The sequence below is a fragment of the Delftia sp. Lp-1 genome, from assembly GCF_020523835.1.
GTDB lineage: Bacteria > Pseudomonadota > Gammaproteobacteria > Burkholderiales > Burkholderiaceae_C > Comamonas > Comamonas acidovorans.
The window spans coordinates 124,521-149,647 of sequence record NZ_JAJALJ010000003.1; the positions used below are offsets into that span (position 1 = coordinate 124,521).

Sequence of the window (25,127 nt, forward strand, 5' to 3'; positions counted from 1 at the left end):
GGCAGCAAGGCTCACCCAGCAGATGGCTCCCCGGCACGGCGGCTCCCAGAACCCAGGAGATTGCCCAGATGCCCTCAGATTCCCCCTTCCAGACCCAGGCAGCATTGCGCGCATGCCCGCGCCAGCCTTCGCTGCGGCATGCCCGCGCCACCCGTTTTTCCCTTTGAGACCCAGGAGCCGGTATGACCAGACTGCTGATGATCGACAACTACGACAGCTTCACCTACAACATCGTCCAGTACTTCGGCGAGCTGGGTGCCGATGTCACCGTGGTGCGCAATGACGAGGCCACGCTGGACGAGGTGATCGCCCTGGTCGAGCGCGAGAAGATCGACCGCCTGGTGATCTCGCCCGGCCCCTGCTCGCCGGCCGAGGCCGGCATTTCCGTGGCGGCCATCCAGCACTTTGCAGGCCGCCTGCCCATCCTGGGCGTGTGCCTGGGCCACCAGAGCATTGGCGCGGCCTTCGGCGGCGACATCGTGCGCGCGGGCCAGCAGATGCATGGCAAGACCAGCGTCATCACCACCGACCGCAAGGGCGTGTTCGCCGACCTGCCCGAGCAGTTCACGGTCAACCGCTACCACTCGCTGGCCATTGCGCGCTCCAGCCTGCCCGAATGCCTGGAGATCACGGCCACCAGCGAGGACGGCGAGATCCAGGGCGTGCGCCACACCAGCCTGGCCATCGAGGGCGTGCAATTCCACCCCGAGAGCATCCTCACCGAGCATGGCCACGCCATGCTCAAGAATTTCCTGGAACAGAAGGCCTGAGCAGGCCGGCACCCAACCGAGACACCGCAATGACCCAGATCACCCCCCAGGAAGCGCTGCAGCGCACCATCGAGCACCGCGAAATCTTCCACGACGAGATGCTGCACCTGATGCGCCTGATCATGCGCGGCGAGCTGTCGCCCGTGATGACGGCGGCCATCGTCACCGGCCTGCGCGTGAAGAAGGAGACCATCGGCGAGATCACGGCTGCGGCCGAGGTCATGCGCGAGTTCTCCAACAAGGTCCATGTGGAGGACAAGCGCCACCTGGTGGACATCGTGGGCACAGGCGGCGACGGTGCCAACACCTTCAACATCTCCACCTGCTCCATCTTCGTGATCGCGGCGGCGGGCGGCAAGGTCAGCAAGCACGGCGGGCGCAGCGTCAGCAGCAAGAGCGGCAGCGCCGACGCCATGGAGGCGCTGGGCGTCAACATCCAGCTCAGCCCCGAGCAGATCGCGCGCAGCATCGCCGACGTGGGCATCGGCTTCATGTTCGCGCCCAACCACCACCCGGCCATGAAGAACGTGGCGCCCGTGCGCAAGGAGCTGGGCGTGCGCACCATCTTCAACATCCTGGGCCCGCTGACCAATCCGGCCAGCGCGCCCAACATCCTCATGGGCGTGTTCCACGAGGACCTGGTCGGCATCCAGGTGCGCGCGCTGCAGCGCCTGGGCGCCGAGCACGCCATCGTGGTCTATGGCCGCGACGGCCTGGACGAGATCAGCCTGGGCGCGGGCACCCTGGTGGGCGAGCTCAAGGACGGCGTGGTGCGCGAGTACGAGATCCATCCCGAGGACTTCGGCCTGCGCATGGTGGGCACGCGCGCCTTCAAGGTGGACAATCCCGAGGAATCCAAGGCCATGCTGCTGGGCGTGCTCCATGGCGAAAAGAGTGCCGCGCGCGACATCGTCTGCCTGAACGCGGGTGCCGCCCTGTATGCGGCCAACGTGGCCTCCAGCATCGAGGACGGCATGGCCCGCGCCCAGGCGGCGCTGGACAGCGGCGCTGCCCTGGCCAAGCTCAACGAACTCGTGGCCTACACGGCCCGGCTGACGGCCTGAGCCGCGCAGCCCCCATCGACCACCGAATACAAGAAACCAAGGAAAGCAACGTGTCCGACATCCTCAAGCAAATCTGCGACGTGAAAGTGCAGGAAGTGGCCGCCGCCCAAAAGCGCATGCCCTTCGCGGACATGCGCCGCGACGCCGAAAGCCGCGTGCTCACGCGCGACTTCGTGGGCGCGCTGCGCGCCAAGATCGCCGCCGGCCAGGCCGGCGTGATCGCCGAGATCAAGAAGGCCAGCCCCAGCAAGGGCGTGATCCGCGAGGACTTCATCCCCGCCGACATCGCGCAAAGCTATGCCGATGGCGACGGCAAGGGCGTCAGCGCCGCCTGCCTCTCGGTGCTGACCGACAAGCAGTTCTTCCAGGGCAGCGTGGACTATCTCAAGCAGGCGCGCGCCAGCTGCCACCTGCCCGTGCTGCGCAAGGACTTCATGGTCGATCCCTACCAGATCTACGAATCGCGGGCCATGGGTGCCGACTGCGTGCTGCTGATCGCCGCCTGCCTGGACGACGCGCAGATGGCCGAGATGGAACAGATCGCCCACAGCCTGGACATGGCCGTGCTGGTCGAGGTCCATGACGGCGCCGAGCTGGATCGCGCCCTGCGGCTCAAGACGCCGCTGGTGGGCATCAACAACCGAAACCTGCGCAGCTTCGAGGTCAGCATCCAGACCACGCTGGACCTGCAAAAGAACGTGCCGGCCGACCGCCTGCTGGTCACCGAGTCGGGCATCGGCAGCCGCGAGGACGTCAAGGCCATGCGCGATGCCGGCATCCACAGCTTCCTGGTGGGCGAGGCCTTCATGCGCGCCAAGGAGCCGGGAGAGGCGCTGGCCAAGCTGTTTGCCTGAAGCCGAGACCGGATCGGTCCCTCGGTGGTGCGCCACCGAAGCAGCCCGCCGCAGCCATGCGTGCGGGCTTTTTTTTGTGCAAATAGTGTTTCTAAAAGTTTTTCGTTTGCATGATAATTATTGACAATGCGCATGAAATGCCGCTCCGGCAACATGGCCGCAGCCCATCGCCTACGGAGATTCCGATGTCGTTCATGCCCCGTGCCCCTTTCCTGTCCAGCCGCGGCTGGGCTGCCCTCATCGTTTGCGCATCTGCCGCGCTGGCATCGTCCGGCGCCTGGGCACAGGCCACGCGCACCTGGGTCTCGGGCGTGGGCGATGACGCCAACCCCTGCAGCCGCACGGCTCCCTGCAAGACCTTTGCGGGGGCCATCGCCAAGACGGCCGCCAATGGCGAGATCAACGTGCTGGATCCTGCGGGCGTCGGTGGACTCACCATCACCAAGTCCATGCAGGTGGACGGCACAGGCGTGCTTGCCGGCGTGCTGGTCTCCGGTACCGCGGGCATCACCATCAACGCGGGTGTTTCTGACACCGTGGTGCTGCGGGATCTGGACATCGTCGGCAACGGCACAGGAACGTTCGGCGTCAGAATCGTCCAGGCAGGCAAAGTGGTGCTGGACAACGTCAGGATCCAGGGCTTCACGCAGGCGGCGGTGAAGGTCGATACGGGCGCTACTTCTGTGTCTGTTCTGGTGCAACGCTCGCAATTGCTGGGCAATGTAGTGCCAGCACAGGGCGAGCCGGAACGCGCCGCCATCAGTGTCCAGAGCACGGCCGCCCAGGTCTACCTGTCCAACACCACGGTGTTCGGCAATGACAAGGCGTTCAACGCTGTGGCTGGCGGGAGGATCACCTCGTTCAACAACAACCGGGTCATGGGCAACACCCAGGACAGCGCGCCCACCGACACCGTCTACGAACGCTGATCGGCGCAAGGCAGCATCATGCACAGCGTAAAAGGCGTTGCCCGCAATTCCTGTCTGGGGCTTGCGGTGTTTGCGGCCCTGGGCCCGGCGCAAGCCGCCGAACTGCTGGCCAACGGCAGTTTCGAGCAGAACTCCGGTCCGGGTTCCCTGGTTTTCACGGGCTGGCAATCCGTGTCCCAGGCCGGCTCCAAGGGCGGCTTCGCTGCCCAGCAAGGCACCAGGGGCGCCATCACACCCGTGGCCGTGCCTGCACCTCCCGACGGGGCCTTTGCCCTCATGAGCGACCAGCCGGGCCCCGGCAGCCATGTGCTCTACCAGGACGTCGCCATTCCGGCGGGCAACCCGGCCACGCTGAGCGCCCGCGTCCATGTCCAGAATGCGGCCAAGGTCGCTGCGGCGCCGGCCACGCTTGACTACACGGTGGCTGCACCCAACCAGCAGGTGCGCATCGACGTCATGAACCCTGCCGCCGCGCCCGGCAGCCTGGGCGCCGGTGTGCTGGCCAATGTCTTCCAGTGGCCGCCGGCCACGGCGCCCGGTCCTTCGGCCAGCGGCAGCGGCTACCAGTCGCTGCAGTTCGACCTGTCGGCCTACGCGGGCCAGACCGTGCGGCTGCGCATTGCCGAGGTGGACAACCGGCAAAGCCTGTTCTTCGGCGTGGATGCGATGAGCGTCTGGTCCGGCCCTGTGCCGCCCGCACTGGGCGCGCCCGCCGATGCCGGGTACTTTGCGCAGGGCGGCAGCGTGCAGCTCACCTTCACTCCCGTGTCGTCGATTCCGGGCAAGACGGTCACGGGCTATGAGGCGCAATGCGTGCCGCAAGGCGGTGGTGCGGTGTTGATGGCCACCTCCAGCAACCCGACCGTGACGGTCACGGGATTGACGCCCGGCGTGGCCTACAACTGCAGCGTGGCGGCACAGACCAGCAGCGGCCAAGGCCCCAGCTCGCAACCCACGGCCGTGACGGCGCCGGTTTCGGGCGCCACGATATCGACCCTGCAAGGCGGCATGGCCACGCTGAGCGTGGCTGACCCGGCCAGCGGCTGCAGCCTGCAATCGGCATCGCTGGTGCGTGCGCAAAGCCTGCCCACGGCGCCGCCCCAGGGTGCGGCGGCCTATCCGCTGGGTGTGCTGGACCTGCGCTCGTCGGGCTGCAACTCAGGCGCGACGCTGAAGCTCAGCGTCACCATGCCGCAGGCCCTGCCCGCGGGTGCCCAGTACTGGAAATACGGTCCCACGGCGGCCAACCCGGCACCGCACTGGTATGCCTTCAACGACGGCTTCAAGGTGATCTCGGCCAATACCTACACCCTGGAAGTCCAGGACGGTGGCCTGGGCGACGATGACCTGCAGGCCAATGGCGTGGTGGTCGATCCGGGCGGTCTGATGGTGATGGCGGCGACCTCTGCTGCAGCCATTCCCGTGTGGAACCTCGCGGGTCTGGCGGCCACATCGGCCTCGGTGCTGCTGGCCATGGCGGCAATGCGCCGGCGCCGCCGGACGCGCTGATGCGCTGACGTGCATGTCGCACACGCCGGGCGGCTGTGCGACTGCGGGTATCCTCAGGACATCAATGCACCGGCCACGCGCCGGTGCATTCCCGCTTCTTTCGCACCTTTGAGAAGACGCCATCGCGCGCCATGCGCGTGCTGGCGCCCCATCCGCCATGGCCCTTCAAGACGACGCAATCGCCCCGGCGCAAGCCGACCAACTCCAATCCGCCGATCCCGCCGACTGGCCCGTTGCGCCCGACTGGCAGCCCCTGGTCGAGGACTTCTTCGCGGGTGCCACGGGCCAGCAGCTGCTGACCTTTCTGCACCAGCGCCTGGAAGCCGGCGCGGTGATCTTTCCGCCCCAGCCGCTGCGCGCGCTGGAGCTGACCCCGCCCGAGGAGGTGCGCGTGGTCATCCTGGGGCAGGACCCCTACCACGGCCGGGGGCAGGCCGAAGGCCTGTCGTTCTCGGTGGCGCCGGGCGTGCGCATGCCGCCCTCGCTGCAGAACATCTTCAAGGAGATGCAGCGTGACCTGGGCGTGCCCTTTCCGCCGTTCCCCAACCCGGGCGGCAGCCTGGTCAAGTGGGCCAGGAACGGCGTGCTGCTGCTCAACACCTGTCTCACGGTGGAGGAAGGCCAGGCGGCCAGCCACTCGGGCAAGGGCTGGGAGCTGCTGACCGATGCGGTGATCCGGCACATCGCCCAGGGCGCGCGCCCCGTGGTCTTCATGCTGTGGGGCAGCCATGCGCAGTCCAAGCGCGCCTTCATTCCGTCCGACCGGGGCCATCTGGTGCTGACCAGCAACCATCCCTCGCCGCTGTCGGCGCTGCGCCCGCCCGTGCCCTTCATCGGCAACGGGCACTTCGGCAAGGCGCGCGACTTCCGCGCACAGCACGGTTACTGAGCGGCCCGCTCGGGGCGTGGCTCCACGATGGGGAACACGCTGTCGAAGCGGTCCAGCATGGACATGAGCGCCGTCACCTTGGAGGCGTCGCCCTCGATGCGCAGCTGGCCGCTCTTGATGGCCTCGGCCATCGTGGTCTCCTGGCCTGCAATGGCGTCCAGCGTGGCGCGCGTCAGGCGCAGGCTGGCATGGGCGGCGGGCGCAAGGCCCGGGCTCTGGGTGAGGGCGCTGTTCTCCAGGTTCAGGCTGCGCTGCTCGCCGGTGTCGGTGAAGGTCCAGTTGAGCACGATGCGCTGGCCTGCGGCCTTGCCGGCGTCCAGCCGCACGCCCAGGTAGTCGAAGAACATCTCCAGCGGCAGGCTGCGCACCAGGTCGCGCGCGGTGCTGCCGGGCCTGGGCAGCTGGGGCACGCCCTGGCGCAGTTCCGCCGCGCCCTGCAGGAAGGCGTTGCGGGCCGTGGCCGATTCCATCTGGTAGCCCAGCTGTTCATAGGCATTGGCGGCCAGGCGGCGCGCGGCCTGGTTGGCCGGGTCGGCGAAGACCAGCTGCGAGGCGATCTGCGCCACCCAGCGGTATTCGCCGCGCTCGTAGTCGGCCTGCGCACGGCGCAGCACGGCGTCGGCGCCACCCATGTATTCCACGGTCTTGCGTGCGGCGGGCACGGGTGGCAGCGCTTCCAGCTGGGCCGGGTTGCCTTCGTAGTAGCCCAGGTAGTGCTGGTAGATGGCGCGGATGTTGTGGCGCAGGTGGCCGTAGAAGGCATGTGTGGCGCCGTCGCGGGCCAGGGATTCGGGCATCTTCAGCATCTCGGCGATCTCCGAGCCCACGTAGCCGTGGTTCATGAGGCGCACGGTCTGGTCGTGCAGGTATTTGTAGGTGTCGCGCTGGCCGGCCAGCAGGTGCTGCAGCCGGGGCTGGCCCCAGACCGGCCAGTGGTGCTGGGCGATCAGGATCTCGGCCTGGCCGCCATAGGTGTGCAGGGCGTCGTTCAGGTGGCGCGACCAGCCCAGCGCGTCACGCACCTGGGCGCCGCGCAGCGGCAGCAGGTTGTGCTGGGTGTGCACGGCGATCTCGGCCATGTTCAGCACCTTGAGCTGGGGGTAGTACATGATCATCTCGGCCGGCGCCTCGGCGCCGGGCGTGAGCGCGAACTCGATGTCCACGCCGTCGATGCGCAGCGTCTCGCGCGGCTTGTCGATCACGCGCGTGGGGGCGATCAGCCCCATGGTGCCGGGCGCACCCGCCTTGCCCAGCCCTGCGTCCACCTGTCCCCTGGCATCGCGCGGCAGAAGCATGCCGAACTGGTAGAGCGCGCGCCGGCCCATGGCGTGGCCGGCGATCACGTTCTCGCCCACGGCCTCGGCCATGAAGCCCGCCGGGGCGATGACCTGCACGCGGCCCGCATCCACCTCTTCCTGGCGCACCACGCCGCGCACGCCGCCGAAATGGTCCACATGGCTGTGCGAGTAGATGACGGCCACCACGGGCTTGCGCGGGCGGTGCTGGAAGTACAGGTCCATGGCGGCCTGGGCGGTCTCGGTGTACATCAGCGGATCGACCACGATCAGGCCGGCCTCGCCCTCGATGATGCTCATGTTCGACAGGTCCAGGCCGCGCACCTGGTAGAGCCTGTCCGTCACCTGGAACAGGCCGCTGACGCGGTTGCGCTGGGCCTGGCGCCACAGCGCGGGGTGCACGGTGTCGGGCGCCTGGTCCTGCTCCAGGAAGGCATAGGCCTGCATGCTCCAGATGGGACGGCCCTGGGCATTGCGCACGACCAGGGTGTCCGCCGGTGCGATCAGGCCGCGCCGGGCGTCCTCCATGGCCTGCGCATCGTCCAGCGGCTGCTGTGCCAAGGCCGCCTGCTGGGCCGCGCGCGTGGCGGCGCTGGCCGGCTGGGGCCTGGCCATGTCGGAGACGGGCAGGGTGCTTTGGGCGCAGGCGCTCAGCAAAGCGGCTGTGGCCAGGCTGGCCAGCAGGCGGGAAGGGCGCGCCAGCGCGCGGGGCAGGGGGTGTGAGGCTTGCATGGGAAGGTCTCCTGGCATGTTCGATGTCAGCGGCGAAAATACGCAGGCCCGCCGGCTGTGTCTGTCAGCCACCCGACATCCCTTTCCATGCAAGCTTCCCTCGCCTCTTCCTACCTGCCCACGCTGCGCGCCGGCCGCTGGTTCAGCGCATTGGCGCCGCAGTTTGCCGATTTGCTGCTGGCGCTGGCCCAGCCGCGCAGCCTGGAGACGGGCGAGGCCCTGTTCCTGCGCGGCGATGCGCTGGAGGGTGGGCTGTTCGCCGTGGTCCGGGGCAGCATCGGTTTCTCCGGTGTGGGTGGCCAGAGCGAGCAGGCGCGCGAGGCCCTGCTCACTCGCATGGGACCGGCCACCTGGTTTGGCGAGATCGCGCTGTTCGACGGTTCGCCGCGCACCCACGATGCCCACGCCATGGAGCCCAGCGTGGTGCTGCAGGTGCCACGCCAGCCGCTGCTGGACTGGCTGCAGCAGCACCCCGCGCACTGGCATGACCTGGGCGTGCTGATGTCGGGGCGCATGCGGGCGGCCTTTGCGGCGCTGGAGGACCTGGCCCTGCTGCCCGCGCCCCAGCGCCTGGCGCGCCGCCTGGTGGCCATGGCGCGTGGCTACGGCGAGCGGCTGGACGATGTGCCGGCCCGGCCGCGCCTGGATATCACGCAGGAGCAGCTGGCGCGCATGCTGTCGATCTCACGCCAGACCACCAACGTGCTGCTGCAGGGCCTGCAGGCGCGCGGCCTCATCCGGGTGCAGCGCGGCGAGATCGAGATCCTGCAGTGGCAGGCGCTGTGTGCCGAGCGGTTCTGAGCGGCGCAGCCAGTCAAGGGCTGTTGTTCAGACCACCAGCGCATTCTCCACGTCCTGCACCTTGCGGCGCGCCAGCGCGAGATTGGCCTTGGTCTTGTCGAGCACCAAGTACAGGAACAGGCCCTCGTGGTGGGTGGAGGGGCGCAGGATGTGGTACTGCTTGCTCAGCGTGATGAGGATGTCCTCGATGGTGTCTTCCAGGCCCAGCGAGCGCATGGTTTTGAGTTTGGCGCGCACCAGTTCGGTGTTGCCGGCGGCAGCCAGCTCCAGGTCCACGCCCGATCCGTCCTGCCCCAGGATCATGCCGCTGTTGTAGTCCACCAGTGCAGCGCACATGGCGCCGTCACAGCGCATCAGTTCATCCATGGTTTGCTTGATATTGGCCATTGTTTTCCTAACTCCCTTGTGTTGCGAAAATGTTCTGCACCTTCGCGGTGCCTTCTTGCCGGATGCATATGAGCAGCCCTTGCCTGCCTTGCCATCACGCTTGTTCCAGCGTCCGCACGGCCTCGCGCGAGACATAGAGAACCTGGCCCAGAACGGCCTCGCGCGAGGCCACCACGCTGATGACCAGCGTCAGGCCCGGGCGCTGTGCCTGCAGCATGACGATGAAGCCCTCGGCCGCCTCGACCACCACGTTGGCGCAATGCCCGAGCTGGTTCTCCTCGCCGGCGATCATGCCCAGCGCCGCCATCGAGCTGGCCATTGCCGACAGCCGCGCCGTGCTGCCCTGGCCTTGCGCACGGGCGGCCACCTCGAAGCCGTCCTCGGTGCTGACCACGCAGCCACGCACGCCGTGCAACCTGCTCATCAGCGACTGCACCGCCGCCTGGGCTGCAGCCTTCAAGGCAGCGTCATTCTTCATGGGACTTCTCCTGGGCAAGGGCTTCAATCTGCAGCAGCAACAGCTCGATCAGGGCCACCACCTGCTGGGGGTTGCGCACATCGGCCGGCACCACGGGGCACAGCAGGCCGCGCGATTGCAGGTGCACGGCAAAGCTGTCCAGATCAGGCGCTGTGTACTCCTGCATGCGGCATACCGCCACCACGCATGCCGTGCTGCGCAAGACATCGGACAGGCCCTGGACATAGATATCCAGGTCGGCCAGCGGATCGGAGCGGCTGTTGTCGATCAGCAAGATCACGCCCAGCGCGCCGCGCGAGAGGATGCGCCACATGAAGTCAAAGCGCTCCTGCCCGGGCGTGCCGTAGAGGTACAGCTTCTCGCCGTTGTCCAGGGTCAGCTCGCCATAGTCCATGCCGGCCGTCGTCAGCGCCTTGTCCAGGGTGTCATCGGTGTTGCGCACGTCGGTGCTCACGGGGGCGATCTCGCTGACGCAGCGGATGGCCGTGGTCTTGCCTGCGCCTGGAGGGCCGGAAATCAGGATCTTGAGTTCGCTCATGGGCGCGCTCCTGCAAACCGGGCCAGGCGAAGGCGTATGCGTTCGAGCACGCCCCTGTCCGGCGCAGGGTTGCCGGGGGGCGGTGCGGCGGGCGGGCGGGCCGAGGCCCAGCGCAGCAGGCCGGCGGCGTCCAGCTCGTTCAGAAAACCGGCACAGATCTCGGGCGGCAGGCCCGAGCGCTGGCACAGGGTCTGCATCGTCGTGGGCTGGCCTGTCAGCAAGGTGGCCAGGCGGATATGGTGGGATCTCGTCAGCAGTTGCGGCGACGGCCAGCGCCGCAGCTGCAGCAGCATCAGCTGATGCTGCGTGTGCAGGCCGCTGGCGTGTGCCTTGGCGCTGGCCGGTTTGCCGTGCACCGACAGGATGCGTGCGCCCATGGTGTTGAGGCATTCCTCCAGCGCATCGGCGCGCAGGGGCATGCTCAGATGGCCGCCCGCAGGAAAGGCCCCCTTGGGCTGCCCGCCCACGCGCAGCGTCAACGCGGGCGGGGCGGCAGGCGCTTCGGCCAGTTCGCCATGCGCCACCGTCATGTCCGCCTGGGATTCGCGCCACGTCCAGCGGTGCCGTGTGCGGTGATTCACCATCAGCACATAGGAGCGGAACAGCTTGGCGTCGCGTTCCGACAGGCCATGCAGCATGAAGGTAAGTTCGGTTCGCTCATCCATGCTGTCCCTCCCGCTGCAATTGCCGCTTGCGCCCTCCGGTCTGGTTCGTGTACATGCCTTGCCTCTTGTTTGCAGGTCCGGCGATGGCCGGGTTGTCCGTGTATTCATTCAGGAGCGGGAGTCAAGGGGTTTCGTAAAGGAAGCCCGGCGACAGAGATGCGAATGATAGGAACGGCGCCGGCGGCTGGCTGTCCGGTCGCGCAGGAGAATCCGAATCGGCTGAGTCAGAATCAGAGTAGTCCTATCCGATTCATGCCCGATCCGCTCCCGTCTTCGGTGGACCGATCAGGGCGATGGATGAATCACGGGTCTGCAGGGCAGTAAAAACCGGAGATTTCCGAGTTTTGCCCCTCCGCCCATGTTCGGACTGTGGTCTCTTTTCTGGTCGGCCCTGTTTCCGTGGTGTCTGGCGGGCGCTGCCCGCGATGCCCTCCGGTTACCAGGGACCGGGCAACCGCAGCTGCAGCATTTCCAGGAAGGACTGCGCCGCATGCGGCAGCGTGCGGCCGGCCAGGGTCTGCACCTCGATGTCGCGCAGGTCCATGCCCCGGTCGCTGAGCGCCACGGCCACCAGTTCGCCTGTGGCCACCATGTGGCGCGCGGCGATCTCGCTGGCCACGGCCACGGCGGCGCCCTGGGCTGCAAAGTTCAGCAGGGTCTTGCCGTGGTTGCTCTCCATCACCGGCATCAGCATCAGGCCCTGGCGGCTGCAGGCCGCGTCCAGCAACTGGCGCACGGCAGTATCGGCCGGTGTGAGTGCCAGGGGGTGGCGTACCAATTGGGCCAGCGACAGGCGGCGCGCCTGGGCCAAGGCATGGCCGGGTGCGACCAGGGCGACCAGAGGCGCCGCCACGCGGCAGGCCACGGCAATGCCTTTTTCAGGCGCGCGGCTGAAGCACAGGCCGATGTCGGCCGTGCCGCTGCGCACGGCCTCTGGCACGGCAGGCGTGGGCAGCACCATCACCTCGAAGACGATGCCGGCATGCGCGCGCTGGAACGCTGCGCACAGGCGCGGCAGGAACTCGTTGGCAAAGGCGTCGGAGCTTGCGATGCGCACGCGGCCGCTGCGCAGCCCCTGCAGGGCCTCGATCTCGCCCAGCGCGCGCTCGGCATCCAGGCCGGCGCGGCGCACATGGTCGGCCAGGATCTCCCCGGCCGCATTGAGCACCATGCCGCGCGGGTGGCGTTCGAACAGCGGCGTGCCCAGCAGCCCCTCCAGCGCCGCGATCTGGCGGCTGATGGCCGAGGCCGCCACATGCAGCCGCGCCGAGGCCTCGGTCAGCGATCCGCATTGCGCCACTTCGTGGAAGTAGCGCAGCGCGGTGTCCTGCAAAAGAAGGTGGCGGGCGTCGGGCATGTCGCCCCGATTGTCATCAATTTGCCGCAGAGGCAACGCAGGTTTGCAAATTTGCTGATGGCGGCAAAGGGGAGAGGGTTCTACGATGGCCTGTTGCGGCGTTGCTGGGGAGCAGCGGCTGCAGCCGTCCAACCCCTGTCCAGGAGTGTGCCCATGAAGGCATTGCCCAGCGTTTTACTTCCACGCCGCGCCATCGTGGCTGCAGCCTGTGCCCTGGCTGGCGCCATCGCCCTGCCCGCCGTGGCACAGGGCCAGGCGTCCTGGCCCTCGCACCCGGTGCGCCTGGTCGTGCCCTTTCCGGCCAGCGGCGCCACCGACCTCGTGGCGCGCGTGGTGGCGCAGCGCATGTCCCAGGACCTGGGCCAGCAGCTGGTCATCGACAACCGCCCCGGCGCGGGCGGCACCATCGGCACGGGCGAGGCCGCCAAGGCCTCGCCGGACGGCTACACGCTGCTGTTCACCACCAGCAGCACGCATGCCATCTCGCCGCACCTGATGACCCGTCTGGCCTACAAGGCCGACAAGGATTTCACGCCCATTGCCGAGATCGGCGGCGCGGCCAGCATCCTGCTGGTCACGCCCTCGCTGCCCGTGCGCAACGTGCAGGAGCTGATCGCCTATGCCAAGGCCCATCCGGGCGCCCTCAACTACGCCAGCAGCGGCAACGGCACCATCGTCCACCTGAACGCGGCGGCCTTCGCGGCGCGCGCGGGCCTGCAGCTGACCCATGTGCCCTACAAGGGCACGGCCCAGTCCATCACCGACCTGGCCGCTGGCCAGGTGCACCTGCTGTTCGACTCCATTCCCACCGGCATGCCCCATGTGGCCAGCGGCCGCCTGCGCGCACTGGCCGTGACCGGCGACAAGCGCAGCGCGCTGGCGCCCGACCTGCCCACGGTGGCCGAGTCCGGCCTGCCTGGCTATTCTTCGGTCACCTGGTTCGGCGTCTATGGTCCGGCCGGCATGAAGCCCGAGCTGGTGGCGCGGATCAATCAGGCCTTCAACAAGGCCATCCAGAATCCCGAGGTGGTGGCCAGCCTGGCCAAGCAGGGCGTGGAGGCCGCATCGCCCCGCACGCCCGCGCAGTTCGCTGCCATGGTGCAGGCCGACAGCGTCCGCTGGGCGCAGGTCATCAAAGAAAACAAAATCACCCTTGACTAACCTTTTCCCCATCGAGACATGACAAGCACCATCAAGGACTGGACACTTCCCTACGCCTCGCACCGCTCTTCGGTGCTGGGTCGCAACATGGTCTCCACCTCGCAGCCGCTGGCCGCGCAGGCCGGCCTGTCCATGCTGCTGGCCGGCGGCAATGCCGTGGATGCGGCCATTGCCACGGCCATGGCGCTGACCGTGGTCGAGCCCACGGGCTGCGGCCTGGGCAGCGATGCCTTCTGCATCCTGTGGGATGGCAAGGAGCTGCACGGCCTCAATGCCTCGGGCCGCTCGCCCCAGGCCTGGACGCCCGAGTACTTCGCCGCGCTGGGCGGCATCCCCGAGAAGGGCTGGAACGCCGTCACCGTGCCCGGCGCCGTCTCGGCCTGGGTGGAGCTGTCGCGCCGCTTCGGCAAGCTGCCGTTCGAGCAACTGGCCCAGCCCGCCATCCGCTATGCGCGCGACGGCTTTGCGGTCTCGCCCACCATCGCCACGCTGTGGGCGCTGGGCGGTGCCAAGCTCGGCGACCAGCCCGGTTTTGCCGAATGCTTCCTGCCCGATGGCAAGGCCCCCAAGGCGGGCGAGGTGTTCCGCAGCGAAGCCCATGCGCGCACGCTGGAGGAGATCGCCGCCACCAAGGGCGAATCCTTCTACCGTGGCGCACTGGCGCGCTCGATGGCCGAGCACGCCAAGGCCTGCGGCGGCGCCATGACCGAGGCCGACCTGGCCGCCCACCAGGCCGAATGGGTCGGCACGGTGTCGCAGACCTTTGGCGACTCGGTGATCCACGAGATCCCGCCCAACGGCCAGGGCATTGCCGCGCTGATGGCGCTGGGCATGCTGGACGCACTGGGCGTGGGCGCCGAGCCGCTGGACGGCGTGGAGTCCGTGCACCTGCAGGTCGAGGCCATGAAGCTGGCCCTGGCCGACCTGCACGAATACAACGCCGACGGCGACCACATGCGCGTCGAATCCGCCCATCTGCTGGACGCCGGCTACCTGCGCGAACGCGCGGCGCTCATTGACCGCGAGCGCGCCAGCGCGCCCACCTACGGCGCACCGCGCCCCGGCGGCACGGTCTACCTGGCGGCGGCCGATGCCAGCGGCATGATGGTCTCGTTCATCCAGTCCAACTACATGGGCTTCGGTTCGGGCGTGGTCGTGCCGGGCACCGGCATCAGCCTGCAAAACCGCGGCCACGGCTTCACCACGCAAGCCGGCCATGCCAACGAGGTCGCGCCGCGCAAGCGCCCCTCGCACACCATCATCCCGGCCTTTGCGATGAACGCCGACGGCACGCCCCAGATGGCCTTCGGCGTCATGGGCGGCCCCATGCAGAGCCAGGGCCACCTGCAGATGGCCCTGCGTGTGCTGCGCTACGGCCAGAACCCCCAGGCCGCCGCCGACGCACCGCGCTGGCGCGTGACGGGCGGCAAGGGCGTGGCCGTGGAGCCCGCCTTCGACGCCGAGGTCGTCGCCGCCCTGCGCGCACGTGGCCATGAGGTCACGGTGGAGGAAGGCCATGGCGTCTTCGCCTTCGGCGGCGCACAACTGGTGCTGCGCGACGGCGACCACTACATCGGCGGATCGGACCCGCGCAAGGATGGGGGCGTGGTGGCGTTCTGAGCGGGGGCTGTGTTCGGCAGCCTCACCCCCAGCGCAACACCCAATCCGCCCGCCCCCGCGTTGCCGCAATGCGGCGCGCATTGGGCTCGTCCACCTGCGCCACCCAGTCGCGTGCGGCCTGGGGGCTGCGGCCGTGGAGTTCGTGGCGGCGGGTCAGGCGTTCGATGCGAAGGCGGTCGTCCATGTCCACGTACCAGACCTCGTCCAGCAGCGCGTGCACGGCATGCCAGTGCGTGCCTGGCGCATCCTGTTCATCCATCAGCAGGTAATTGCCTTCGGTGATGACCAGGGGCACGCCGGGCGCGATGGCGATGGCGCCTGCAATGGGCTCCTCGATGGCGCGCCGGAATTCGGGGGCGTAGACCGTTTCACCGGCCACGGGCGCGCGCAGGCGGCGCAGCAGGGCCACGTAGCCGGCCGAGTCGAAGGTGTCTGGCGCGCCCTTGCGCTGCGCGCGGCCCAGGCGCTCCAGCGCGGACTGCGCCAGGTGGAAGCCGTCTATGGGCACGGCCGCCGCCAGCGGACCCAGCGCCTGCAGCAGGGCGGCGCAGGCCGTGCTCTTGCCTGCGCCGGGTGGGCCAGCCAGGCCCAGCAGGCGGCGGGGGCCGGAGCGTGCCAGCGCAAACGCACGCGCCAGGGCTTCGGGCGGCAGGATGGCCGTCATGCGCGTGCCTGCTGCGCGCTGGCCAGCCCGTCTGCCATGAAGCCGCGTGCGTGCAGGGCCAGGTCCATGCCGTCTTCCCACATCGGGCGCCAGATGGCCAGCGCGTTCGACAGCTGCTCGTTGACGATGACCGACGAGAAACTCTCGAAGGTGACGGTGCCCTGGTAGCCGATCTGCGCGAGCGCACCGAAGAACTGCGCGAAGTCGATGTGGCCCGCGCCCAGGTAGCCGCGGTGGTTCTCGCCGATGTGCACATAGCCCAGCCGCTGTCCGCAGGCCAGCACGGGCGCGGCGAGGTCTGCCTCCTCGATGTTCATGTGGTAGGTGTCCAGGTGCACGCAGACATGGGGCTGGCCGACTTCGTCGATGAACTCCAGCGCTTGCGTGGCCGTGTTCAGCAGGTTGCTTTCGTAGCGGTTGACCACCTCCAGGCCCAGCGTGACGCCGCGCTCGCCCGCGAAGTCGGCAATGCGCCGCACGGCCTCGATCGCGTTGCGCCGGCCCTGTGGTGTGCACGGGTGGCCGTATTTCGCCATGGCGCCGTAGAGGATGCCGCCGAAATAGCGCCCGCCCAGGCGCGCCGTGATGTCCACGCCCTCTTGCAGCAGCGCCAGGCCGCGCGCGACCACGGTGGGGTCTTCGCTGGAGACATCGGCCTCGAAGGTCAGGCCCCGCGAGCAGCCCACGCCCAGGCCATGCTCCTGGAGCAGATCACGCGTGAGCGCCAGGTCCATGAGCCGGGGGCCGTGCAGGGACAGCTCGACCAAGTCGTAGCCGGCCTGGCGCGTCCGCTCGATCACATGGCGGGTGGAGGCCGGCGACAGGTCGCCGGCCCAGACAAGAGCGTGGATGCCGAGGGGGTTCATAGGGGCTCCGGGTGGACTATGCGAGAGCGTGAAGGGGAGGGTTCGGCGGGTGCCCGGGCACGGCCCCGCCAGCGCGCTAGCAAGTGGCGCGCCGCCACGGCGGCGATCATGGTGGCGCCCCACAGGGCCTGCGTGAGCTGGGCATTGGCGCCCAGCAGGTTCACCCCGCTGGACAGCACCTGCAGGATGAGCAGTGCGATGAACAGCCCCGACACCCGGCCGAAGCCGCCCATGGGATCGGTGCCGCCCAGGATGGCCGCAAGCACCGTGACCAGCAGGTAGGACTGGGCATAGCCCGCGCTGGCCGAGTTGAAGCGCGCCATCATCAGCACGGCCGCGATCCAGCACAGCAGCGTGGACAGGGTGTAGACGCCGATCAGCACGCGGCGCGTGTCGATGCCCGCATGGCGCGTGGCCTCGGCATTGGAGCCGACCATGCAGATGGCCAGCCCGTGGCGTGTGCTGCCCAGGTACAGGCCCACCAGCAGGCACACGGCCGCGAAGATCCAGAACGGCAGCGGCAGGCCCAGCCACTGGGCGGAGCCCAGGGCCTGGAAGGCCTCGGGAAAGCCTGCAATGGGCTTGCCGCGCGTGAGCCAGACGCACAGGCCGTTGATCAGCGACATGGTGCCCAGCGTGACGAGGATGGGATGGGCGTTGACGCGCGCCACCAGCCAGCCGCTGGCCAGTCCCACCAGCAGGCTGGCGAGGGCGCCCACGGTCAGTGCTGCGGCGATGAGCAGGCCCTCATGGCCCGACAGGTCCAGGCCCAGCGCCGACAGGCCTCCCACCAGCACCCAGGCCATGGCCAGGCCCGCCATGTTGGCGCTGGCGACCACGGCCAGGTTGATGCCGCCACTGACCAGCGGCAGCATCTGCGCCAGTGCCAGCAGGCCCAGCTCGGGGATTTGCAGCAGCACCGATTGCAGCGTGCCCAGGGTGGCGAAGCTGCCGGGCAGCAGCAGCGTGAACACGGCGCACAGCAGCGCCAGCAGCGCGATCAGGCCCAGCGGCGCGCCAGTGCTGCGGTTCATGGCGCAGCCCCCGCCAAAGGCGCTGCAGGAGTGGCGTCAGCGCTGCGCTGCCGGGTTCTTCGCTGCGTGCGCCGCAGTCCCGTTGCGGCGGCGCAGGCCAGCACCACGGCGCCCAGCAGCACCTGGAAGAAATACGGCGACACGCCCAGCAGGTTCAGTCCGTTGCGCAGCACGGCCAGCAGCAGCACGCCCATCAGCACGCCGCCCACGCTGCCCGTGCCGCCGAACAGGCTGGCGCCGCCCAGCACGGCGGCCGCGAGCACGAACAGCTCCGTGCCGACCAGGGCGTTGGGCACCGACTCGCCCACGCGGTGCGCCTGCACCAGGCCTGCGATGGCCGCCATCATGCCGAGCCAGCCATAGGCCACGCCCTGGATGGCGCCCAGCCCGATGCCCATGCGGTGCGCGGCCTCGGGGTTGCCGCCGAAGGCGTACAGGCGCCGCCCCAGCGCGCTGCGGCCCAGCAGCAGCGCGGTCAGCAGGGCGGCCGCAGCGGCCACGGCGATGGGCAGGGTCAGGCGCACGGGGTCTGCGCTGTCGGTGCCCGCGAAGCGGGCCAGCACCACGGAATCGCTCCACCACGACGGCAGGTCGTAGATGGACCGGCCGCCCGTGCCATGCATCAGCAGCGCGAAGTACAGGTTCAGCGTGGAGATGGTGATGATGATGGAGGTGGCGCGCAGGCGGTGGATGAGCAGGGCGTTGAATGCGCCCAGCGCCAGTCCCGTGGCCAGGCCCAGCGCGATGCTGGCCGCCGGTGCCCAGCCCAGGCGTGTGGCCGCGAGGGCCGCAAGGTACTGCGCCACCGTGGCCGTGGCGGCAAACGAGATGTCGATGCCGCCCGCGACCAGCACCACCAGCAGGCCCACGGCCATGATGGCGGTGACCGATGCGCCCTCGGCCACGTCCATCCAGTTGCCCAGCGTCCAGAAGCCCGGCGCCAGGGCGCCGAACAGCAGGGCCATGGCGGCAATGGCCAGGCCGAGCCGGGCCACGGGGTGGTGCAGCAGCGCGTGTGCGTGTGCGTGTGCGTGTTCAGGCATGGACGGCCTCCTCGATCTGGCTTTCGGAATGCACCCCCGGCACGAACTCGCCGGCCATGCGCCCGCCGCGCATGTGCAGCACGCGGTCGCAGTGGGCATGGACCTCGGCCACCTCGTCCGAGATGACGATCACCGCCATGCCCTGTGCGGCGAGCCCGTGCACGATCTCGAAGATGCCCTGGCGGTTGCCGATGTCCACGCCCACGGTGGGCGAGTCGAGGATCAGCAGGCGCGGCGTGGTCGCCAGCCAGCGGGCCAGCACCACGCGCTGGGCATTGCCGCCCGACAGCTGGTGCACGGGCGCGTCCAGCGCGGGCAGGCGCATGTGCAGGCGGTCGCGCCACTGGGCTGCGGTGGCGGCGCGGCGGCTGACGGGCAGCCAGCCCAGCGGGCCGGACAGGCGCGGCAGCATGGCCAGCACCAGGTTGTCCTGCACGGACTGGCGCAGGTTCAGGCCGATGGACTGGCGGTCCTCGGGCACATAGGCAATGCCCGCGGCCATGGCGTCGCGGTTGCTGCGCAGCGCCAGCGTGCGGCCGCCCAGGCGGATGCCGCCGCGTTCGGGCCGGCGCATGCCGAACAGGCCCAGGGCCAGCTCGGTGCGGCCCGCGCCCAGCAGCCCGGTCAGGCCCAGGATCTCGCCCTCGCGCACATCGAAGCTCACGTCCTCGTAGTCGCCGTCGCGGCCCAGGCCGCGCACTTCCAGCAGCGCGGGCGCGGCGGACATGTCGCGCGCATGCAGGCTTTCCTTCAGTTCCTGCCCGGTCATCAGCGCGGCCAGTTGCCGACCCGACAACTGTTCGGCGGGCCAGGTGCCGAGCTTGCGCCCGTCGCGCAGCACGGTGACGCGGTCGGCGATCTCCATGACCTCGTCCAGCTTGTGGCTCACGAAGACGATGGCCATGCCATCGGCCTGGAGCCGGCGCACCACGGCCAGCAGCGCATCGACCTCGGCGCGCGTGAGCGAGGCCGTGGGCTCATCCATGAACAGCAGCCTGGCCCGGGCCGCCATGCCCCGGCAGATGGCCACGAGCTGGCGGCCCGCAATGGGCAGGTCGCCCACCCGCGCATCCAGCGGCAGCGCAATGCCCAGGCGCCGCATCACGGCCTGGGCCGCCTCGCGCTGGCGCCTGCGGCGCACGGGCGCCCACCAGCGGCTCATGGCCTGGTCGAAGGCAATGTTCTCGGCCACGCTCAGATTGGGAAACAGCGACAGGTCCTGGTAGATCACCTGGATGCCCAGGGACTTGGCCAGCGCCGGGTCCAGCCGCTGCACCGTCTGTCCGCCGATGTCGATGCGCGCGCCCGGCTGCGGCGCGTGCACGCCGCTGAGCACCTTGATCGCCGTGCTCTTGCCGCTGCCGTTGCTGCCCATCAGGCAGTGCACCTCGCCGGGCATCACGTCCCAGTCCAGCGCATGCAGCGCGGTGGCGTCGCCAAAGCGCACGGTGATCGCCTGCATGCGGACCAGCGCCGTTGTGGTGGCATCCATGGCAGCGCGCGGCTCACAGGCCCAGGCTGACCAGCCGGTCTATGGTCTGCCGGTTGATCGGCTCCAGCTTCTGGCCCTGGATGTTGCGGCGCTCGCGGTCCACCTGGACCGTGCCCAGGCCCGGTATCTCCATGCCGTCCGTGGGCTCGCGGCCGTCGATCAGCATCTTGCCCACATGCACGATCACCTCGCCGGCCAGCGCGGGGTTCCAGATGAAGCCCTCGCGGATCACGCCGTCGCGCACCAGCTTCGCCCCCTGGCCCGGCGAGAACGAGCCCACCACGGCAATGCGCTCGGCTTTGCGCGCATCGGCCACCGCACGGCCCGCGCCAATGGGGCCCTGGCTGCCGAAGGCCAGAAAGCCCTTGAGATCGGGGTGGGCGCGCATCAGGTCCTGGGCGCTGCGGTAGGAGTCGTCCAGGCTCTCGGCCACGCCGAAGCGCTCGGACACCAGCTGCATCTTCGGCCACTGCTTTTTCTGGTGGGCGATGGCCGCATCGGCCCAGGCGTTGTGCAGCGGCACGGTCAGCGAGCCCACGAAGACCACGTACTTGCCTTCGCCACCCATGGCCTTGGCCAGGCTGTCCATGTGGCGCTCGCCAAAGCCCGCGACGCTGCTCAGCTCGATGTTCCAGTCGGCGCCCTTCTGGTCGGGCGACTCGTGCGTGAGCACCTTGATGCCCGCGCTGCGCGCACGCCGGAACACGGGCTCCAGCGCCCTGGCGTCATTGGGCACCACGGCGATGACCTTGCTGCGGCGTGCGATCAGGTCCTCGACCGCGCGCACCTGCTGGGCCGCATCGGCCTCGGTGGGGCCGACCATGCCGCTGGAGATGCCCAGCTCGCGGCCTGCCTTGCGGATGCCGGTCTCCATGGCGTTGAACCACGGAATGCCCCCGACCTTGGCCACCACCGACACATCCTCGGCGCTGGCCGCGCCTGCCAGCACCGCCAGGGTGCAGGCCAACAGTGCCCTCGAGAACCGGCTGAATCCATGGAACATGGCGCTCCTCCCTTTGTTTTGCACAATCGATTGCGCAAACTATAGACAGATGGACTTCCATTGCCGATGCGGGATTTCCCGGGCCGCTGCTGCGTGCCGGTGCCGGTCCGCCCGAATCGCCGCCGCAGCGGCTACGATGGCCGCCGAGCGCTCCCGTCCCAACCCCTGCAGAGCACCGTGAACCGCCCCCGAACCTCCACCATCTACGACCTGGCCGAACTGGCCGGCACCTCGGCCTCGACGGTCAGCGCCATCCTCAACGGCAGCTGGCAGTCGCGGCGCATCAGCGAGGAGACCGCGCGCCGCGTGCAGCAGCTCGCCCAGGAACACAGCTTTGCCGTGAACCGCCAGGCCAGCGGCCTGCGCCGCCAGCGCTCGGGGCTGATCGGCATGGTGATTCCCACGCATGAGGACCGCTTCTTCGGCGCACTGTCCCAGGCCTTCGAGCGCATGGCCCACGCGCGCGGCCTGTGCCCGCTGGTGGTCAGCACGCTGCGCGATGGCGCGCTGGAGGTGGAGACCGTGCGCTCGCTGATCGCCTTTCGCGTGGAGCACCTCATCGTCACGGGCGCCACCCGGCCCGACGCCGTCAGCGCCGAATGCCGCAAGGCCGGCGTGCGCCATGTCAACGTGGATCTGCCCGGGAAAAAGGCGCCCTCCGTCACCAGCGACAACCGCTGGGGTGCGGCCGAACTCACGCGCCTGCTGCTGGCGCGCTCCAGACCCCCGGCAGGTGCACCGCAGGACGCCATCTGCTTTCTGGGCGGCGTCCGCAAGGAGTACGCCACCGAGCAGCGCCTGGCCGGCTTTCGCGAAGCCCTGGCGCCCCACACGCCGGTGGCGGACGAGCACATCCTCTGCTGCGGCTACGACCCCGAAGCGGCCCGCCTTGCCATGGCAGCGCTCTACCAGCGCCTGGGCGGCCTGCCGCGCGCCCTGCTGTTCTCTTCGGGCATCACGCTGCAAGGCGCCATCCGCTTCCTGCGCGCACTGCCCGATGCGGAACTGGCGCAATGCAGCTTTGGCAGCTACGACTGGGACCCCTATGCCGAATGCCTGCGCTTTCCAGTGCACATGGTGCGCCAGAACGTCGAAGGGCTGATGGCCGAGGCCTTCCGCGCCATCGATGGCGAAGGCCTGCGCGCGGGGCAGGTGGTGCAGGTGCGGCCGCAGTTGGTGGAGTGGGGGGAGGGCGTGCATCCCACGCCATAGGCGCGAAACCTCGGCTGGCTCAGTGCGCGCCAGCAGTGTCTTGCTGCGCAATGTGGCTGACGTGGATCACGCCGCTGCTTTGCCTGTTGCGCTCACGGGTTGCCGCTGCGGGCTGGCCGCAGCAATTCCCATGGCTCCACTTCCAGGGCCCTTGCCAGCATTTCCACTTCGGTGAGCTTGGCGGAGCCGGCCTTGCCATCCTTGCCCGGCTTGCGCCGATCCGGGCTCAGATACAGGCTGATCGTTGTCTGGCCCACTCCGCATTTTTTGGCCAGCGCCATTTGCTTCAAGCCCTTTTTCTCCATGTGGAGGGCCAGGTTGTCGGCAAGGATCTGGTTGAGGGAGCTTTCAGGCATGGGGCGAGTGTGCAGAACTTTGCCCACAAAGTGTTGTTTGAAATTGCGGAGAACCGGTCGCGTCGATTCTTGATCCCAGGTCATACCGCAGGCATGCGGATAGTCCGCTGCCTTGCCTTCATCGCCCTGCACCCACCAACCCCGGCATCACCGTGAAATCCACCTGCGCCTGCGCCAGTTGCTGCATGGCCGGGATCAGGGCGCGGGCGTCGCCGCGCCGCCATTGGAAGGCGTAGTGCAGGGGCGCGAGAGCGGCCTTGGGATGGGCGCCCCCGACGGCGCGCAGGCCCAGGGCGGCGATCCAGCCGGTGGGCAGGAAGCCTACGCCCAGGCCGGCGCGCAGCATGCCGGCCACGGCGCCCCAGCTGTTGCACAGGATGCGCTCGCGCACGCTGGCGCCCTGGGCGAGCAGCCAGTCGTCCAGCAGGCGCGTGGTGCCGGCCTGCGGGGGCAGGGTGACCAGCGCATGGCGCTGCAGCAGGGCCGTGGCGCCCAGGCGGCCCGCGCCTGCCAGGCCGGGGGCCACGGCCCAGGCAAAGCGTGCGGCGCCCACGGGGCGGGACAGCAGGCTGCTGCGCGAGGAGCGGCCCGCGATGACGGCAAAGTCCAGCTCGCCGTCATCCAGGCGCTGCTCCAGCACGCCGCCCACGTCCACATGGGGCTCCAGCACCAGCTGCGGATGGGCCTGGCGCGCGGCGGCCACGAAGGCCGGCAGCCAGGTCAGCGCCGACAGGTCGCCCACGCCGAAGCGGCAATGCCCGGCCAGCGCCTCGCGCGTGTCCAGGGCTTGGCCCAGCGCGGCCATGGCGTTGAGCACCTCCAGCGCGGCGGGCAGCAGGCGCTGGCCGGCATCGGTGAGCACGGCGCGGTGGCCGCTGCGGTCGAACAGCGGCTGGCCCAGCGCGGATTCCAGTTCCGTGATGCGCTTGGACAGCGAGGACACGGACAGGTGCACGCGCTGCGCTGCCGTGGCGAAGTTGCTGCAGGTGGCGGCCCACCAGAAGGCTTCGAGCTGCTTGACCGAGGGTGTGGACATGGGTCTTTTATTGGAAAAAAGCGAACAAGTGCATTCTAAATAATCCACTTTCATTCAATGGATGCGCAGCCTACAGTGGCGCCGGTTCCTGAACATTCCGAGGTCCGCACCATGGCCGCCATCGCTTCCTCCTCTGCCTCCACGCCTTCGGCATCCGCGCTGCCTGCGCCGCGCGCCCCGGCCGTGCTGCGCCGCATGCTGTCGCTGCATGATTTCGAGGAGGCCGCGCGCCGCAGGCTGCCCCGGCCCATCTTCGGCTACATCGCCGGGGCGGCAGAGGACAACGCCTCGCTGCGCGACAACCGCGAGGTGTTCGGCGAATGGGGCCTGACCACGCGCGTGCTGGCCGATGTGTCGCAGCGCTCGCAGGCCGTGGAGCTGTTCGGCGAGCGCTATGCCAGCCCCTTCGGCATTGCGCCCATGGGCATCAATGCGCTGTCCACCTACCGGGGTGACCTGGTGCTGGCGCGCGCGGCCCAGCGCGCTGGCATTGTGTCGGTGATGAGCGGCACCTCGCTGATCCCCATGGAGGAGGTGGCGCGCGAGAGCCCGGCCACCTGGTTCCAGGCCTATATCCCTGGTGACCAGGCCCGCATCGACGCGCTGATCGACCGCGTGGAGCGCGCAGGCTTTCGCACCCTGGTGGTGACGGTGGACATACCGATCTCCGCCAACCGCGAGAACAACATCCGCACCGGCTTTTCCACGCCGCTCAAGCCCAGCCTGCGCCTGGCCTGGGACGGCATGGTGCGCCCGGGCTGGGTGGCCGGCACCTTCCTGCGCACGCTGCTGCGCCACGGCATGCCGCATTTCGAGAACTCGTTTGCCACGCGCGGCGCGCCCATCATGTCGTCCAGCGTGATGCGCGACTTTTCGGCACGCGACCACCTGAGCTGGCGCCACATCGAGGCCATCCGCCGCCGCTGGAAGGGGCCGCTGGTCATCAAGGGCGTGCTCAGCGTGGAGGACGCGCTGCAGGCCCGGCGCGTGGGGGCCGACGGCATCGTGCTGTCCAACCATGGCGGGCGGCAGCTCGACGGCGCGGTGTCGGCCATGCGCATTCTTGAGGACGTGGTGGCGGCCCTGGGACCGGACTATCCCGTGCTCATCGACGGGGGCTTTCGGCGCGGCTCCGATGTGCTCAAGGCCGTGGCGCTGGGCGCGCGCATGGTGCTGGTGGGCCGGCCCTTCAACTATGCCGCCGCCGTGGGCGGCGAGGCCGGCGTGCTGCACGCCATCGGCCTGCTGCGCGACGAGGTGGACCGCAACCTGGCCATGCTGGGCGCCTCCTCCTGCGGCGCGCTGGACCGCTCGCATATCGTGCGCCGCGCATCGGCCTGACAGAAACCTCCACCGTCCGTTCAAAACACAG

General features: G+C 69.2%; 25 protein-coding genes. 11 read left to right on the plus strand and 14 right to left on the minus strand.

From position 1 onward, the window contains the following. Positions 1 to 182: 182 nt before the first annotated feature. The 6 genes from LGR64_RS21560 to LGR64_RS21585 all read left to right on the plus strand — a co-directional run bounded on the left by LGR64_RS21560 (position 183) and on the right by LGR64_RS21585 (position 6,015). Positions 183 to 770, plus strand: coding sequence for an anthranilate synthase component II (locus LGR64_RS21560; protein WP_012202700.1), 588 nt, complete (start codon positions 183 to 185; stop codon positions 768 to 770). Between the two features lie 29 nt (positions 771 to 799). After that, positions 800 to 1,834: an anthranilate phosphoribosyltransferase gene (gene trpD / locus LGR64_RS21565; RefSeq protein ID WP_013804671.1), complete on the plus strand. Its 1,035-nt coding sequence runs from the start codon at positions 800 to 802 to the stop codon at positions 1,832 to 1,834. Between the two features lie 50 nt (positions 1,835 to 1,884). Then, the gene (trpC, locus tag LGR64_RS21570; protein ID WP_012202702.1) at positions 1,885 to 2,688 is read left to right on the plus strand and encodes an indole-3-glycerol phosphate synthase TrpC; all 804 of its coding nucleotides are present in this window, start codon (positions 1,885 to 1,887) and stop codon (positions 2,686 to 2,688) included. Between the two features lie 185 nt (positions 2,689 to 2,873). Beyond that, entirely contained in the window at positions 2,874 to 3,617 is a 744-nt protein-coding gene (locus LGR64_RS21575; protein WP_230356942.1) for a hypothetical protein, read from the plus strand. A gap of 18 nt (positions 3,618 to 3,635) precedes the next feature. Beyond that, positions 3,636 to 5,126, plus strand: coding sequence for a choice-of-anchor U domain-containing protein (locus LGR64_RS21580; RefSeq protein ID WP_230356944.1), 1,491 nt, complete (start codon positions 3,636 to 3,638; stop codon positions 5,124 to 5,126). 157 nt (positions 5,127 to 5,283) lie between these two features. Beyond that, the gene (locus LGR64_RS21585; RefSeq protein WP_096914613.1) at positions 5,284 to 6,015 is read left to right on the plus strand and encodes a uracil-DNA glycosylase; all 732 of its coding nucleotides are present in this window, start codon (positions 5,284 to 5,286) and stop codon (positions 6,013 to 6,015) included. Here the strand turns inward: LGR64_RS21585 and LGR64_RS21590 are convergent. Further along, entirely contained in the window at positions 6,009 to 8,042 is a 2,034-nt protein-coding gene (locus LGR64_RS21590; protein WP_230356946.1) for an alkyl/aryl-sulfatase, read from the minus strand. The genes LGR64_RS21585 and LGR64_RS21590 overlap by 7 nt on opposite strands. 87 nt (positions 8,043 to 8,129) lie before the next feature. Here LGR64_RS21590 and LGR64_RS21595 point away from each other — a divergent pair, with 87 nt between their 5' ends. Beyond that, positions 8,130 to 8,843 carry a Crp/Fnr family transcriptional regulator gene (locus LGR64_RS21595; protein WP_012202707.1) on the plus strand — a complete coding sequence of 238 codons (714 nt, stop codon included), beginning with the start codon at positions 8,130 to 8,132 and terminating at the stop codon, positions 8,841 to 8,843. A 27-nt stretch (positions 8,844 to 8,870) separates the two neighbouring features. On the opposite strand, the gene LGR64_RS21600 is transcribed toward LGR64_RS21595, so the two are convergent. The 5 genes from LGR64_RS21600 to LGR64_RS21620 form a co-directional block, all read right to left on the minus strand. Beyond that, positions 8,871 to 9,230, minus strand: coding sequence for a hypothetical protein (locus tag LGR64_RS21600; protein ID WP_047219048.1), 360 nt, complete (start codon positions 9,228 to 9,230; stop codon positions 8,871 to 8,873). Positions 9,231 to 9,324: 94 nt separating this feature from the next. Next, on the minus strand, positions 9,325 to 9,708 hold the full coding sequence (locus LGR64_RS21605) for a roadblock/LC7 domain-containing protein (RefSeq protein WP_016449547.1): 384 nt from the start codon (positions 9,706 to 9,708) through the stop codon (positions 9,325 to 9,327). Further along, positions 9,698 to 10,246 (minus strand): GTP-binding protein, encoded by a 549-nt coding sequence (locus LGR64_RS21610; RefSeq protein ID WP_043820163.1) that lies wholly within the window; start codon positions 10,244 to 10,246, stop codon positions 9,698 to 9,700. Before LGR64_RS21610 ends, LGR64_RS21605 begins: the two co-directional genes overlap by 11 nt. Further along, on the minus strand, positions 10,243 to 10,911 hold the full coding sequence (locus tag LGR64_RS21615) for a hypothetical protein (RefSeq protein WP_088165745.1): 669 nt from the start codon (positions 10,909 to 10,911) through the stop codon (positions 10,243 to 10,245). Before LGR64_RS21615 ends, LGR64_RS21610 begins: the two co-directional genes overlap by 4 nt. Positions 10,912 to 11,347: 436 nt before the next feature. After that, positions 11,348 to 12,268 carry a LysR family transcriptional regulator gene (locus LGR64_RS21620; protein ID WP_230356948.1) on the minus strand — a complete coding sequence of 307 codons (921 nt, stop codon included), beginning with the start codon at positions 12,266 to 12,268 and terminating at the stop codon, positions 11,348 to 11,350. A gap of 153 nt (positions 12,269 to 12,421) precedes the next feature. Between LGR64_RS21620 and LGR64_RS21625 the strand changes: the two genes are divergently transcribed. Together LGR64_RS21625 and LGR64_RS21630 are read left to right on the plus strand one after the other, a co-directional pair. Further along, positions 12,422 to 13,429: a Bug family tripartite tricarboxylate transporter substrate binding protein gene (locus LGR64_RS21625; protein ID WP_197944708.1), complete on the plus strand. Its 1,008-nt coding sequence runs from the start codon at positions 12,422 to 12,424 to the stop codon at positions 13,427 to 13,429. Between the two features lie 18 nt (positions 13,430 to 13,447). Continuing rightward, positions 13,448 to 15,049, plus strand: a complete 1,602-nt coding sequence (locus LGR64_RS21630) for a gamma-glutamyltransferase family protein (protein WP_230356950.1) — start codon at positions 13,448 to 13,450, stop codon at positions 15,047 to 15,049. A gap of 22 nt (positions 15,050 to 15,071) precedes the next feature. Here the strand turns inward: LGR64_RS21630 and LGR64_RS21635 are convergent, their stop codons facing one another. The 6 genes from LGR64_RS21635 to LGR64_RS21660 are packed head-to-tail and all read right to left on the minus strand — an operon-like array spanning position 15,072 to position 21,151. After that, the gene (locus LGR64_RS21635) at positions 15,072 to 15,713 is read right to left on the minus strand and encodes a nucleoside/nucleotide kinase family protein (RefSeq protein ID WP_230356952.1); all 642 of its coding nucleotides are present in this window, start codon (positions 15,711 to 15,713) and stop codon (positions 15,072 to 15,074) included. Beyond that, positions 15,710 to 16,579: a sugar phosphate isomerase/epimerase family protein gene (locus LGR64_RS21640; protein WP_230356955.1), complete on the minus strand. Its 870-nt coding sequence runs from the start codon at positions 16,577 to 16,579 to the stop codon at positions 15,710 to 15,712. Before LGR64_RS21640 ends, LGR64_RS21635 begins: the two co-directional genes overlap by 4 nt. Next, complete coding sequence (locus LGR64_RS21645; protein WP_230356957.1) at positions 16,576 to 17,613, minus strand: ABC transporter permease; 1,038 nt, start codon at positions 17,611 to 17,613, stop codon at positions 16,576 to 16,578. The genes LGR64_RS21640 and LGR64_RS21645 overlap by 4 nt, the downstream gene beginning before the upstream one ends. Beyond that, the gene (locus LGR64_RS21650; RefSeq protein WP_230356958.1) at positions 17,610 to 18,656 is read right to left on the minus strand and encodes an ABC transporter permease; all 1,047 of its coding nucleotides are present in this window, start codon (positions 18,654 to 18,656) and stop codon (positions 17,610 to 17,612) included. Before LGR64_RS21650 ends, LGR64_RS21645 begins: the two co-directional genes overlap by 4 nt. Then, a complete protein-coding gene (locus LGR64_RS21655; RefSeq protein WP_230356960.1) occupies positions 18,649 to 20,148 on the minus strand; it encodes a sugar ABC transporter ATP-binding protein in 1,500 nt (499 codons plus the stop codon). The genes LGR64_RS21650 and LGR64_RS21655 overlap by 8 nt, the downstream gene beginning before the upstream one ends. 13 nt (positions 20,149 to 20,161) lie before the next feature. After that, on the minus strand, positions 20,162 to 21,151 hold the full coding sequence (locus tag LGR64_RS21660; protein ID WP_230356961.1) for a substrate-binding domain-containing protein: 990 nt from the start codon (positions 21,149 to 21,151) through the stop codon (positions 20,162 to 20,164). A 177-nt stretch (positions 21,152 to 21,328) separates the two neighbouring features. On the opposite strand from LGR64_RS21660, the gene LGR64_RS21665 reads away from it, so the two are divergent. Beyond that, on the plus strand, positions 21,329 to 22,363 hold the full coding sequence (locus LGR64_RS21665; protein WP_230356963.1) for a LacI family DNA-binding transcriptional regulator: 1,035 nt from the start codon (positions 21,329 to 21,331) through the stop codon (positions 22,361 to 22,363). 92 nt (positions 22,364 to 22,455) lie between these two features. Here the strand turns inward: LGR64_RS21665 and LGR64_RS21670 are convergent, their stop codons facing one another. Further along, the gene (locus LGR64_RS21670) at positions 22,456 to 22,719 is read right to left on the minus strand and encodes a helix-turn-helix domain-containing protein (protein ID WP_034389688.1); all 264 of its coding nucleotides are present in this window, start codon (positions 22,717 to 22,719) and stop codon (positions 22,456 to 22,458) included. A 118-nt stretch (positions 22,720 to 22,837) separates the two neighbouring features. Then, positions 22,838 to 23,755 (minus strand): LysR family transcriptional regulator, encoded by a 918-nt coding sequence (locus LGR64_RS21675; protein ID WP_013804650.1) that lies wholly within the window; start codon positions 23,753 to 23,755, stop codon positions 22,838 to 22,840. A gap of 111 nt (positions 23,756 to 23,866) precedes the next feature. On the opposite strand from LGR64_RS21675, the gene LGR64_RS21680 reads away from it, so the two are divergent. After that, positions 23,867 to 25,096 carry an alpha-hydroxy acid oxidase gene (locus LGR64_RS21680; protein WP_013804649.1) on the plus strand — a complete coding sequence of 410 codons (1,230 nt, stop codon included), beginning with the start codon at positions 23,867 to 23,869 and terminating at the stop codon, positions 25,094 to 25,096. Positions 25,097 to 25,127 lie beyond the last annotated feature (31 nt).

Coding starts and splice junctions, on each gene's coding strand:
- LGR64_RS21600 (WP_047219048.1), bottom strand. CDS start 9,230: ATGGCCAATATCAAGCAAACCATGGATGAACTGATGCGCTGTGACGGC.
- LGR64_RS21610 (WP_043820163.1), bottom strand. CDS start 10,246: ATGAGCGAACTCAAGATCCTGATTTCCGGCCCTCCAGGCGCAGGCAAG.
- LGR64_RS21580 (WP_230356944.1), top strand. CDS start 3,636: ATGCACAGCGTAAAAGGCGTTGCCCGCAATTCCTGTCTGGGGCTTGCG.
- LGR64_RS21575 (WP_230356942.1), top strand. CDS start 2,874: ATGTCGTTCATGCCCCGTGCCCCTTTCCTGTCCAGCCGCGGCTGGGCT.
- LGR64_RS21640 (WP_230356955.1), bottom strand. CDS start 16,579: ATGAACCCCCTCGGCATCCACGCTCTTGTCTGGGCCGGCGACCTGTCG.
- LGR64_RS21635 (WP_230356952.1), bottom strand. CDS start 15,713: ATGACGGCCATCCTGCCGCCCGAAGCCCTGGCGCGTGCGTTTGCGCTG.
- LGR64_RS21615 (WP_088165745.1), bottom strand. CDS start 10,911: ATGGATGAGCGAACCGAACTTACCTTCATGCTGCATGGCCTGTCGGAA.
- LGR64_RS21590 (WP_230356946.1), bottom strand. CDS start 8,042: ATGCAAGCCTCACACCCCCTGCCCCGCGCGCTGGCGCGCCCTTCCCGC.
- LGR64_RS21680 (WP_013804649.1), top strand. CDS start 23,867: ATGGCCGCCATCGCTTCCTCCTCTGCCTCCACGCCTTCGGCATCCGCG.
- LGR64_RS21670 (WP_034389688.1), bottom strand. CDS start 22,719: ATGCCTGAAAGCTCCCTCAACCAGATCCTTGCCGACAACCTGGCCCTC.
- LGR64_RS21630 (WP_230356950.1), top strand. CDS start 13,448: ATGACAAGCACCATCAAGGACTGGACACTTCCCTACGCCTCGCACCGC.
- LGR64_RS21675 (WP_013804650.1), bottom strand. CDS start 23,755: ATGTCCACACCCTCGGTCAAGCAGCTCGAAGCCTTCTGGTGGGCCGCC.
- LGR64_RS21620 (WP_230356948.1), bottom strand. CDS start 12,268: ATGCCCGACGCCCGCCACCTTCTTTTGCAGGACACCGCGCTGCGCTAC.
- LGR64_RS21605 (WP_016449547.1), bottom strand. CDS start 9,708: ATGAAGAATGACGCTGCCTTGAAGGCTGCAGCCCAGGCGGCGGTGCAG.
- LGR64_RS21585 (WP_096914613.1), top strand. CDS start 5,284: ATGGCCCTTCAAGACGACGCAATCGCCCCGGCGCAAGCCGACCAACTC.
- LGR64_RS21595 (WP_012202707.1), top strand. CDS start 8,130: ATGCAAGCTTCCCTCGCCTCTTCCTACCTGCCCACGCTGCGCGCCGGC.
- LGR64_RS21650 (WP_230356958.1), bottom strand. CDS start 18,656: ATGCCTGAACACGCACACGCACACGCACACGCGCTGCTGCACCACCCC.
- LGR64_RS21560 (WP_012202700.1), top strand. CDS start 183: ATGACCAGACTGCTGATGATCGACAACTACGACAGCTTCACCTACAAC.
- LGR64_RS21655 (WP_230356960.1), bottom strand. CDS start 20,148: ATGGATGCCACCACAACGGCGCTGGTCCGCATGCAGGCGATCACCGTG.
- trpD (WP_013804671.1), top strand. CDS start 800: ATGACCCAGATCACCCCCCAGGAAGCGCTGCAGCGCACCATCGAGCAC.
- LGR64_RS21625 (WP_197944708.1), top strand. CDS start 12,422: ATGAAGGCATTGCCCAGCGTTTTACTTCCACGCCGCGCCATCGTGGCT.
- LGR64_RS21660 (WP_230356961.1), bottom strand. CDS start 21,151: ATGTTCCATGGATTCAGCCGGTTCTCGAGGGCACTGTTGGCCTGCACC.
- LGR64_RS21645 (WP_230356957.1), bottom strand. CDS start 17,613: ATGAACCGCAGCACTGGCGCGCCGCTGGGCCTGATCGCGCTGCTGGCG.